Origin of the sequence: Helicobacter pylori FD535, from assembly GCF_000296015.2 — a bacterium.
GTDB classification, from domain to species: domain Bacteria; phylum Campylobacterota; class Campylobacteria; order Campylobacterales; family Helicobacteraceae; genus Helicobacter; species Helicobacter pylori_CT.
This window is the reverse complement of sequence record NZ_AKHP02000074.1, coordinates 1-10,632: the sequence shown is the minus strand read 5'-3', so window position 1 is coordinate 10,632 and position 10,632 is coordinate 1. Positions and strand designations below refer to the sequence as shown.

The window sequence follows — 10,632 nt, the reverse complement described above, 5'->3', positions numbered from 1 at the left end:
TTCTACATCTTGCGGTGTTTCTTGCGGTGTTTCTGTTTTTTCTTGGGTTTCTTCTTTATTCTCTTGGCCGTTAGAGTTTTCTTGGATTTCTTTGACTAATTCTTGCATGGCCTCTAATTCTTGCACGCTTGGGGAATCTTGTGTTTTTTCTTGTTTTTCCTCTTTAATTTCTTGCGTTTCTTCTTTGATTGGCTCTTGTTCTTTGATTGGTTCTTGTTCTTTGATTGGTTCTTGTTCTTTGATTGGCTCTTGTTCTTTGATTGGCTCTTGTTCTTTGATTGGCTCTTGTTCTTTGATTGGCTCTTGTTCTTTGATTGACTCTTCTTGCGTTTCTTCTTTAACTTCTTCTTGCGTTTCCAACTCTTTAGAAACTTCTTCACTTTTTGGGGTTTCACCCTCTTGCGTTTCTTCTTTAGGTTTTTCTTCTTCTTTTGGAGTTTCTTTAACCTCTTCTTTTTCTTCTTGATCGTTTAAAGTGGGGAGCAATTGCTCTTCATTGTTAGGCTCTTCTTTGGCTAGGGCTTCTAAATCGCCTAAATTTTCTAATTCGTCCCAATTGGTTTCTAAAACTTCTTGAGTGGGGTCTAAATTTTGGCTAGGCTCTAGCTCGCTTGCGTTAGAACCAAGCTTTTTTTGAAGGATTTTCAACATTTCAGTGGGTAAAAAAGGTTTTTGGATTTTCATCTCAAAGCCTTCCAAGAAAGGTTGCGCTTCATTGCCTTTTTTATACATGCACACGCTGTTTTTACTTTGAGAGATGGTTTCTTTTAATTCTAGCCAATCCACTTGGTCTAGTTTTTCCAAACATTCATCATCGGCTATCAAAACCCATTCTAGATCTTCTTTAAGGCGTGCGGATAACTCTTGATAGTGGTTAAAATTTTCCACAGACAATTCTAATTTCTTAGAAACACTCTCAAGCAACTTTGTGATCATGGGGTTTTGGTTGAATAGAATCATTTTCATTTTAGGGACTCCTTATTTGATAAGAAACGCTTCTTTAAGCCTATCCATTTTTATCGCTTTTTTTAAATCTTTTATTATAATCAAAAATCCACTTGGTTGGTTGTTTTTATCATGAGTGTAATTTAAAATAAGGATCATTTGATGTTAAACAAATTTAAAAAAATCGTTGGCGTGGGTGTGTTAGTGGGCTGTTTAGGGGTTTTGCAAGCTAAAAACAGCTTATTTGTCTTGCCTTATGAGCAAAGAGACGCTCTCAATTCTTTAGTTTCTGGCATCAGTAACGCCAGAGAGAGCGTGAAAATCGCTATCTATAGTTTCACGCACAGAGATATTGCAAGAGCGATTAAAAGCGTAGCGAGTAGGGGGATTAAGGTGCAAATCATTTATGATTATGAAAGCAATCACAATAACAAGCAATCCACTATTGGCTATTTGGACAAATACCCTAACACGAAAGTGTGCTTATTAAAAGGGCTTAAGGCTAAAAACGGGAATTATTACGGCATCATGCACCAAAAAGTAGCGATCATTGATGATAAGATCGTGTTTTTAGGCTCAGCGAATTGGAGCAAAAACGCTTTTGAAAACAATTACGAAGTGCTTTTAAAAACCGATGACACAGAGATTATCCTCAAAGCCAAGAGTTACTATCAAAAGATGTTAGAAAGTTGCGTTGGGTTTTAAAAGCCCTTTTAGAAGTGGTAATTATACCCCACATAAAAGGCAAAGACCCTACGCATTTGAACCTTGAGCGCGTCAGTGGTGTAGTATTTGTTATTAATGGTGGGGAATTTAAACCCGATTTCAAATTCATGTTCATCTACAAATAAAGCCTTGAGACCAAAGTTAAAGAGGAATTGAAAAGAGGTGTTATCAACCGCACTGCTGTTAGTGATGCCTAACAATTCCTGCCCTTTATTGCCAATATACCAGCTATTCCCCGCAATCGCAATCCCCCCAAAAACGCCAATATCCACGCTAATGTCATCTTGATAGAAACTCCCTTGGAAGAAATTCCACACCGCATCCACGCCCACGCCATAAGTGATCATGTTATTGCCGCCATAATAGCCTTTAGGGTATCTCATGCCATAGCCTTGCCAATCTAAAAAAGCAAAATAGCGCAAGCCCAAGATTTTATCCGGATGAAAAAAGTGGTTATAGCCCATGACTAATCCAATCCCATTAGATCCCATGTTGGTGAGCTTTTTAACGCTATTAACGCTAGTCATAATATTGGTGTAACCGGTTTGATAGTTAGTCACTTCTCTAACTTCATGGATATTAGTCATTAAATTGATAGACCCTGTTTGGTAATTGACTCCCATATACAAATTTTTTGTCCAAGAAGGCGCTGCGCTTTCTTCTTTAGCTACTAAGGCGTGTGTTAGCAAGCTTGCGCCAACTAACATTTTTAACAAGGTTCTCAATTGTATCTCCTGCAAGTTAAGTTTCATTATAAAGATCTAAATTTTACAACAACTTACTCAAAATTAAGCATTTATTCCTTATAAGAGAGTATAATTCAAAGCTTAAAATAACTCAAGTAAGGCTAGTGGATGAAAAAAGCGCTTTATTTAGGGGCTGTTGCGTTTAGCGTTGCATTCAGCATAGCATCAGCCAATGAGCCAAAAATTGATTTTAACCCTCCCAATTATGTAGAAGAAACCCCCTCTAAAGAATTTATCCCTGAATTGAACAAGTTGGGGAGTTTGTTTGGGCAGGGCGAGCGCCCCTTATTTGCGGACAGGAGGGCGATGAAGCCTAACGATTTGATCACAATCATTGTTTCTGAAAAAGCGAGCGCGAATTATTCCAGCTCTAAAGATTATAAAAGCGCTTCAGGGGGTAATTCCACGCCTCCAAGACTCACTTATAACGGGCTAGATGCAAGAAAGAAACAGGAAGCGCAGTATTTAGACGATAAAAATAATTACAATTTCACCAAATCCAGCAATAACACGAATTTTAAAGGCGGTGGCTCGCAAAAAAAGAGTGAAGATTTAGAGATTGTGTTGAGCGCTCGAATCATTAAAGTGCTAGAAAACGGGAATTATTTCATCTATGGGAATAAGGAAGTACTAGTGGATGGGGAAAAGCAAATCCTTAAGGTGAGTGGGGTGATCCGCCCTTATGATATTGAAAGGAATAACACCATCCAATCCAAGTTTTTGGCTGACGCTAAGATTGAATACACGAATTTAGGGCATTTGAGCGATTCCAATAAGAAGAAATTCGCTGCTGATGCGATGGAAACCCAAATGCCTTATTGAAAAGAGCAAAGCCTAGCATGAGAGCGATCGCTATTGTTTTAGCCAGAAGTTCCAGTAAAAGGATTAAGAATAAAAATATTATTGATTTTTTCAATAAACCCATGCTCGCTTACCCTATTGAAGCGGCGCTAAATTCCAAGCTTTTTGAAAAGGTGTTTATCTCTAGCGATAGCATGGAGTATGTTCATTTAGCTAAAAATTATGGGGCGAGTTTTTTGAATTTGCGCCCTAAAGTTTTAGCGGACGATAGAGCCACGACTTTAGAGGTGATGGCCTATCACATGAAAGAATTAGAATTAAAAGATGAAGATGTTGCGTGTTGCTTGTATGGCACTTCAGCGCTTTTACAAGAAAAGCATTTAAAAAATGCTTTTGAGATTTTAAAAGAAAATACGGATTATGTTTTCACATGCTCTCCCTTTAGCGCTTCGCCCTATCGTTCTTTTAGCCTTGAAAACGGCGTTCAAATGGCTTTTAAAGAGCATTTAAACACGCGCACGCAAGATTTAAAAACGCTCTATCATGACGCAGGATTGCTGTATATGGGGAAAGCTCAAGCCTTCAAAGAAATGCGGCCTATTTTTGGTCAAAATTCTATCGCTTTAGAATTATCGCCCTTAGAAGTCCAAGATATTGACACTTTAGAAGATTTAGAATTAGCCAAGCTCAAATACAGCCGTTTGAAAAACGCATGCCAGTAAAAATTCTGTGCGATTGTTTTTTAACAAGCGGTTTAGGGCATGTGAGGCGTTGTGAAAAAATCCTTTCTTTTATAGAAAAATTAGGGGTTAAAGCGGGTCTTTATTCACACAAGCAAAATAATATAAGCGCTTTTTTAGATAGCATTGGCAATGATGATTTTTTGATTACGGACAGCTATCGTTTAAATTCAAAGGATTTTTATCTTTTAAAAGAAAAAGCTAAAAGCCTTATGGCCATAGAAGATAAAGAGCATGCTAAGGGGTTTTACCCTAAAAACACCAAGATCCTAAATTTCACGCTGAACGCTTTAAAACACTACCATTATTTATCAAAAGATTATCAGTATTATTTGGGGGTGGGTTTTTACCCTGTTGATGTTCGCTTTGTCTATGAGCGCCCCATCAATACAGAAAATAAAGAAATGCTAGTCACTCTAGGGGGGAGCGAGCAAAAAATACTCAAAGAGATAGTCAAAATTTTAGAAAATAAAAGCATGCATTTGCATATCATTTCACCTTATGCTCCTAAAAATCCTCCAAAAAACACGCATTATTACAGCCATTTAAACCCTTTGGAGTTCAGTTCTTTGATGAAATTTTGCGCTTGCGCTATTAGCGCTGCAGGCCAAACCCTCTATGAATTAGCCCTTTCTCAAACGCCCTCTCTTATCATTCCCATTGCCTCTAATCAAATCATTCAAAGCCAAGAATTTGAAAATTCAGGCATCTTCAAACAAACGAGTTTAAAAACTTTAGCTAAAGATTTTGAAAAATTACAAATTCAAAAAAATCAAGCCTGGGCAAAAAACCTGGCCTTTGGGAGTGAGCTAGAGGGCGCATTAAGGGAGTTTTTAGAAATTTGAAAAAAAATTATTCTTATGGAAATACCCAAGCGATTGATTTCACCCATTTAAACGATGAAGAAAAGTTGTTGGTTTTAGAATTTCGTAACCACCCAAACACGGCCTTATGGATGTATAGCGCTTTCATTTCTTTAAAAACGCATTTGCAATTCATAGAAGATTTAAAAAACTCGCCCAACCACCGCTATTTTTTGTTTAAAGAAGAGGGCGTTTATTTAGGGGTTGGCTCTATCACTAAAATCAATTTTTTTCATAAGCATGGGTATTTGGGGATTTATAAAAACCCTTTTTTGAAAAATGGGGGAGAGATTATTTTAAAAGCCTTAGAACGCATCGCTTTTGAAGAGTTCCAATTAAATTCTTTGCACTTAGAAGTGATGGAAAACAATTTCAAAGCGATCGCTTTTTATGAAAAAAACCATTATGAGTTAGAGGGGCGTTTGAAAGGCTTTATCTCTAAAGAAAAGGAATTTATAGACGTTCTTTTGTATTACAAGGATAAGAAAGGATATAATGATCAATCCGCTCTAAAATTTTAGGATCAATTTCTAGTTTTAAATCCAATACGCTTAAGGGCAAATTGCAATCTTGTAATTTGACGAGATCTTTTGGAGTAACCAATAAGGAAGTGGCGTTATTTTGATGAAACTCTTTTTCTAAAAGCTCCAAATCAAAAAGGGCATGGTCTCTAAAATACAATTTTTTAATTACTTCTTTGGGTAAAAACGCATCAAGCCTGCTAGGATTAGCGATAGCCGTTACTAAAAGCATGCGTTTGGTGGGGCGAGAAATAGAGGTGATTCTTTGATAATCCTTATCTTCTGTAATGACTAAATGGGCTTCTTTATAGCTTTTGATGCTTTCTCTATACAACCCGCTGGGCAAACAAAAAGGGTAGTAGGGGGGGATTTTAGGCTTTAAAAGCAAATTGAATTGGTTGAAATTAAACCTAAAACCATCGTCTAAAAACACGATCTTTGCCCCCAATTCAAGGGCTTTTAAAACGCCTAGCTCTCTTTTTTCGCTCACAATCACGCTCGCTTGTTTTAAATTTAAGGCTAAAAGATAGGATTCATCGCCCGCTGTTTGTTGAGAAACTAAAATGTTTCCTTTAACGCTCACCACCACTAAGCCTTTAGAATCCCGTTTATACCCCCTAGAGACAACCGCCACTTCTTGGTATCTTGGAGCGGTTTCTAAAATAAAGGGCGTTTTACCGCTTCCCCCAGCGATCAAATTGCCTACGCTGATAAGGGGGATTTTAAAATCATGCTTTTTAGCCATTTTTCGTTTAAGGGTGGCGATGCCTTGATAGATTAAAGAAAAAGGATAAAGCGCGAAAATCAACCCCTTTTGCAAAAAAGTGGGGTCATAAAAATAGCGTTCTAAAAAGGGTTTATCGCTTTTCATTTGGGGTTAAATTGTTTGGCAATGGTGGGTAATTCTAATTTAAAAGCGTTTTTTTGGATACGGCTTATGATGTTTTTGATTAGAGCGCGATCATAGCCCAGATGAGCGAGCGTTTCTGCATCAATGGGCTTGTTTTTGAACAACGCTTCAATATCCTTCAATAAAGGATCGATCACGCTATAAGGATAGCCCAAATCTTTTTCATCGCTTTGCCCCACAAATAAATCCGCGCTAGGGGGCTTATTTAAAATCTTTTTAGGGATATTTAAATGGCGAGCGAGTTCATAAACTTCGGTTTTGAATAATTCCCCAATCGGGTTAATCGCGCACGCCAAATCCCCAAATAAAGTGCCATAGCCTAGCATTCTTTCGCTTTTATTGCTCGTGCCAATGACTAAAGAATCGCTTTTTAAAGAATAGTCGTATAAAAAAGCCATGCGCAATCTTGCGCAAAAATTCCCCTTTCTAGTAAGGCTTGCGTCTTTAAAATGAGAGCCAAAGATAGCGTCATAGGGAGCGATAGAATATTCTGTATAAGGGATAGAAAATGTTTCGCACAAATTTAGGGCGTCTGTTTTATTTTCTGGCATAGAAACTGAAGAGGGCATTAAAAGGGCATGAGCGTTTTCTTTAAAAACTTTTTGACACAGCACCCCAACGACCGCGCTATCTAGCCCCCCACTCAGCCCGTAAACGACTTTTTTAAAGCCCCGTTTTTGCGCTTCTTTTTCTAAAAAATCGCATAAATAAGCGATGAGTTTTTGGTAATCTTTTTGCATGCCTTAAATTATAATAGAAAAAACGCATCGTTTAAGTGAAAAATTAGCTTTTCTTGCTATAATCGTCGTTTCACTTCTTTAAAAGTGCTCGTAGCTCAGCTGAATAGAGCAACAGGTTGCGGTCCTGTAGGTCGGGGGTTTGAATCCCTCCGAGCACACCATTTCTTAATATTCTGCATGTTTTTAAACATTATCGCTCCCATTATGGTAAAATAAATACTTGCTTAAACACGCTAGGAGATTTGATTGTGGCATTACCCATTTATTATGATAAAGACATTGATTTAGGCGTTATCCAATCCTTACAAGTGGGCATTATTGGCTATGGCGCGCAAGGAGAAGCCCAAGCGCTCAATTTGAGGGACTCTAAAGTAAAAGCGCGTATTGGCTTGTATCAAGGGAGTTTGAGCGCTTCAAAAGCAAAGGCAGAGGGCTTTGAGGTGCTAGAAGTCAAGGAGCTAGTCCAAAATTCTGATGTGATCATGGCGTTACTTCCGGACGAATTGCATAAGGAAATGTTGGAAAAAGAAGTGATCCCTTTTTTAAAAGAGGGGCAAATTGTGGGCTTTGCCCATGGTTTTAGCGTGCATTTCAATCAGGTTGTTCTTCCAAAAGGCGTGGGTGCGATTTTAGTCGCGCCAAAAGGGCCTGGGAGCGCTTTAAGAGAAGAATACCTTAAAAATAGGGGCTTATACCATTTGATCGCCATAGAGCAAGAAAACTCAAAAAATAACGCTAAAGCGGTGGCTTTAAGCTATGCCAAAGCGATGGGCGGAGGGAGAATGGGGGTTTTAGAAACGAGCTTTAAAGAAGAATGCGAGAGCGATTTATTTGGCGAGCAAGCGGTTTTGTGCGGGGGGTTAGAAGCGATTGTGAGAATGGGGTTTGAAACTTTAATTAAGGCAGGATACCCTGAAGAATTAGCCTATTTTGAATGCGTGCATGAAGTGAAATTGGTGGCGGATTTATTGCATTATAAGGGGGTGGAGGGCTTAAGGAAACACATTTCTAACACCGCTGAATTCGGGGCGATTAAAAATAGAGAGCCTATGGGAAATCTGTTAGAAAAACGCATGCAAAAAATCTTAAAAAAGATTCAAAACGGCTCATTCGCTAAAGATTTTTTACTAGAAAAGAGCTTGAATTACCCCAGATTAAACACAGAGAGGAAAGCCCTTAAAGGAACTAAAATAGAACAAATTGGGGAAATTTTACGCGCCCCATTCAATCATAAAAAATAAATCATTAAATTAAAAGGAATCGTATGGCAATAGTAGTTACTATCACTTCAGGTAAGGGGGGCGTGGGCAAAAGCACCACCACGGCTAATTTAGCGATCGGCTTGGCTGAGAGCGGTAAAAAAGTCGTAGCGGTTGATTTTGACATAGGCCTTAGGAACTTGGATATGATTTTAGGCTTAGAAAATCGCATTGTTTATGATGTGGTGGATGTGATGGAAAAAAATTGCAACCTTTCGCAGGCTTTGATCACGGATAAAAAGACTAAAAACCTTTCTTTTTTAGCGGCTTCACAAAGCAAGGATAAAAATATTTTAGATAGGGAAAAAGTAGCGATTTTAATCAACGCTTTAAGGGCGGATTTTGACTATATTTTGATTGACTCTCCGGCTGGGATTGAAAGCGGTTTTGAGCATGCGATTTTGCATGCGGACATGGCGTTAGTGGTGGTAACGCCTGAAGTGAGTTCCTTAAGAGATAGCGACAGAGTGGTTGGCATTATTGACGCAAAGTCCAATCGGGCCAAAAGGGGCGAAGAAGTGCATAAGCATTTGATAATCAATCGCTTAAAACCTGAATTAGTGGCCAATGGCGAGATGATTTCCATAGAAGAAGTGCTTAAGATTTTATGCCTGCCTTTAATTGGGATCATTCCAGAAGATCACCATATTATTTCAGCGACCAATAAGGGCGAGCCGGTGATTCGCACGGATTGCGAGAGTGCGAAGGCTTACCAACGCATCACCAGAAGGATTTTAGGCGAAGAAGTGGAATACATGGAGTTTAAGGCTAAAAGAGGCTTTTTTAGCGCGTTAAAAGGGATATTTTCATGAGTTTGTTTGATTTTTTTAAAAACAAAGGGAGCGCGACTACCGCGACAGATCGATTGAAATTGATTTTAGCCAAAGAGCGCACTTTAAATTTACCCTACATGGAAGAGATGCGTAAAGAAATCATTGCCGTTATTCAAAAATACACTAAATCTTCAGACATCCATTTCAAAACTCTTGACAGCAATCAAAGCGTGGAAACGATTGAAGTGGAGATCATACTGCCTAAATAGTTAATCAACGAATGAAAAGCAATTTCCCATACAGCGCGCTAGAGAATATCCCTAAAGCCTTTGACATTCTCAAAGACCCCCCTAAAAAGCTCTATTGTGTGGGCGATATAAAGCTTTTAGATGCGCCTTTAAAAGTGGCTATTATCGGCACAAGAAGACCCACCCCTTATAGCAAGCAGCACACCATCACTCTAGCCAGAGAGCTTGCTAAAAATGGCGCGGTTATTGTGAGCGGAGGAGCGTTAGGCGTGGATATTATCGCTCAAGAAAACGCCTTACCAAAAACGATCATGCTTTCGCCTTGCAGTTTGGATTTTATTTATCCCACGAACAACCATAAAGTGATCCAAGAAATCGCGCAAAACGGCTTGATTTTAAGCGAATATGAAAAGGATTTTATGCCTATTAAAGGCTCTTTTTTAGCCAGAAACCGCCTGGTGATCGCTTTAAGCGATGCGGTGATTATCCCCCAAGCGGATTTAAAAAGCGGCTCTATGAGCAGCGCGAGATTAGCCCAAAAATACCAAAAGCCCTTATTTGTTTTACCCCAGCGCTTGAATGAGAGCGATGGCACTAATGAGCTTTTAGAAAAAGGGCAGGCTCAAGGGATATTTAATATTCAAAATTTTATAAACACCCTTTTAAAAGACTACCATTTAAAAGAAATGCCTGAAATGAAAGATGAATTTTTAGAATATTGCGCGAAAAACCCTAGCTATGAAGAAGCGTATCTCAAATTTGGGGATAAGCTTTTAGAATACGAACTGTTGGGTAAGATTAAACGTATCAATCATATCGTGGTGTTAGCGTGATTTTGGCATGCGATGTGGGGTTAAAACGCATTGGCATAGCCATGCTTTTAAACGGCGTTATTTTACCCTTAGAAGCGATTTTACGCCGCAACAGGAATCAGGCCTCTAGGGATTTGAGCGATTTGTTGAGGGAAAAAAACATTCAAGTGCTAGTGGTGGGCAAGCCCAATGAAAGCTATGCGGACACGAATGTGCGCATTGAGCATTTTATCAAGCTTGTGGATTTTAAGGGCGAAATCGTTTTTATTAATGAAGACAGATCCAGCATAGAAGCCTATGAAAATTTAGAGCATTTGGGTAGGAAAAACAAGCGGCTCGCTATTAAAGACGGCCGGTTAGACTCTTTGAGCGCTTGCAGGATCTTAGAGCGCTATTGCCAGCAGGTTTTGAAAAACCATTAGATCTGATTGTAATTTGATTATAATAAAGTCTAAGTTTTTTAATAAAGGGAGAAGCGTCATGCTGGAAAATTTCAAAAAAGCCATTTTTAGGGTTTTGTGTTTGTGTTGTGTGTTGATTGGGGGGGG

Annotated in this window: 13 protein-coding genes, 1 tRNA gene and 1 pseudogene; 11 read left to right on the top strand and 4 right to left on the bottom strand. The window is 38.8% G+C overall.

What is annotated here, in order from left to right; all coding sequences use genetic code 11:
• Positions 1–966, bottom strand: a pseudogene (locus tag DV63_RS17305) (hypothetical protein); the annotation flags it as partial.
• Between the two features lie 141 nt (positions 967–1,107).
• On the opposite strand from DV63_RS17305, the gene DV63_RS17300 reads away from it, so the two are divergent.
• Entirely contained in the window at positions 1,108–1,650 is a 543-nt protein-coding gene (locus DV63_RS17300; protein WP_000932494.1) for a phospholipase D-like domain-containing protein, read from the top strand.
• 8 nt (positions 1,651–1,658) lie between these two features.
• On the opposite strand, the gene DV63_RS17295 is transcribed toward DV63_RS17300, so the two are convergent.
• Positions 1,659–2,396 carry an outer membrane protein gene (locus DV63_RS17295; protein ID WP_017179713.1) on the bottom strand — a complete coding sequence of 246 codons (738 nt, stop codon included), beginning with the start codon at positions 2,394–2,396 and terminating at the stop codon, positions 1,659–1,661.
• A 129-nt stretch (positions 2,397–2,525) separates the two neighbouring features.
• Here DV63_RS17295 and flgH point away from each other — a divergent pair, with 129 nt between their 5' ends.
• From flgH to pseH, 4 genes are read left to right on the top strand one after another with little or no spacing between them, the layout of a single operon-like run.
• Entirely contained in the window at positions 2,526–3,239 is a 714-nt protein-coding gene (gene flgH, locus DV63_RS17290) for a flagellar basal body L-ring protein FlgH (protein WP_000709982.1), read from the top strand.
• A 17-nt stretch (positions 3,240–3,256) separates the two neighbouring features.
• Positions 3,257–3,940, top strand: coding sequence for a pseudaminic acid cytidylyltransferase (pseF, locus tag DV63_RS17285; RefSeq protein WP_001201342.1), 684 nt, complete (start codon positions 3,257–3,259; stop codon positions 3,938–3,940).
• Positions 3,931–4,803, top strand: a complete 873-nt coding sequence (locus tag DV63_RS17280; protein WP_001144439.1) for a hypothetical protein — start codon at positions 3,931–3,933, stop codon at positions 4,801–4,803. The genes pseF and DV63_RS17280 overlap by 10 nt, the downstream gene beginning before the upstream one ends.
• On the top strand, positions 4,800–5,342 hold the full coding sequence (gene pseH, locus DV63_RS17275) for a UDP-4-amino-4,6-dideoxy-N-acetyl-beta-L-altrosamine N-acetyltransferase (protein WP_000742667.1): 543 nt from the start codon (positions 4,800–4,802) through the stop codon (positions 5,340–5,342). Before DV63_RS17280 ends, pseH begins: the two co-directional genes overlap by 4 nt.
• On the opposite strand, the gene DV63_RS17270 is transcribed toward pseH, so the two are convergent.
• Together DV63_RS17270 and DV63_RS17265 are read right to left on the bottom strand one after the other, a co-directional pair.
• Positions 5,275–6,213: a tetraacyldisaccharide 4'-kinase gene (locus DV63_RS17270; protein ID WP_000833866.1), complete on the bottom strand. Its 939-nt coding sequence runs from the start codon at positions 6,211–6,213 to the stop codon at positions 5,275–5,277. The two genes, pseH and DV63_RS17270, sit on opposite strands and share 68 nt — an antisense overlap.
• The gene (locus tag DV63_RS17265) at positions 6,210–6,992 is read right to left on the bottom strand and encodes an NAD+ synthase (protein WP_001168219.1); all 783 of its coding nucleotides are present in this window, start codon (positions 6,990–6,992) and stop codon (positions 6,210–6,212) included. Before DV63_RS17265 ends, DV63_RS17270 begins: the two co-directional genes overlap by 4 nt.
• Before the next feature lie 84 nt (positions 6,993–7,076).
• Between DV63_RS17265 and DV63_RS17260 the strand changes: the two genes are divergently transcribed.
• The 6 genes from DV63_RS17260 to ruvX all read left to right on the top strand — a co-directional run bounded on the left by DV63_RS17260 (position 7,077) and on the right by ruvX (position 10,506).
• Positions 7,077–7,153: transfer RNA gene (locus DV63_RS17260), tRNA-Arg, on the top strand.
• An 87-nt stretch (positions 7,154–7,240) separates the two neighbouring features.
• A complete protein-coding gene (gene ilvC / locus DV63_RS0209600) occupies positions 7,241–8,233 on the top strand; it encodes a ketol-acid reductoisomerase (protein WP_001207543.1) in 993 nt (330 codons plus the stop codon).
• A 23-nt stretch (positions 8,234–8,256) separates the two neighbouring features.
• Positions 8,257–9,063: a septum site-determining protein MinD gene (minD, locus tag DV63_RS17255; protein WP_001019092.1), complete on the top strand. Its 807-nt coding sequence runs from the start codon at positions 8,257–8,259 to the stop codon at positions 9,061–9,063.
• Positions 9,060–9,293, top strand: a complete 234-nt coding sequence (gene minE / locus DV63_RS17250; protein WP_000051425.1) for a cell division topological specificity factor MinE — start codon at positions 9,060–9,062, stop codon at positions 9,291–9,293. The genes minD and minE overlap by 4 nt, the downstream gene beginning before the upstream one ends.
• Positions 9,294–9,304: 11 nt before the next feature.
• Positions 9,305–10,105, top strand: a complete 801-nt coding sequence (dprA, locus tag DV63_RS17245) for a DNA-processing protein DprA (RefSeq protein ID WP_000840074.1) — start codon at positions 9,305–9,307, stop codon at positions 10,103–10,105.
• Positions 10,102–10,506, top strand: coding sequence for a Holliday junction resolvase RuvX (gene ruvX / locus DV63_RS17240; protein ID WP_000599221.1), 405 nt, complete (start codon positions 10,102–10,104; stop codon positions 10,504–10,506). Before dprA ends, ruvX begins: the two co-directional genes overlap by 4 nt.
• Positions 10,507–10,632: the final 126 nt, after the last annotated feature.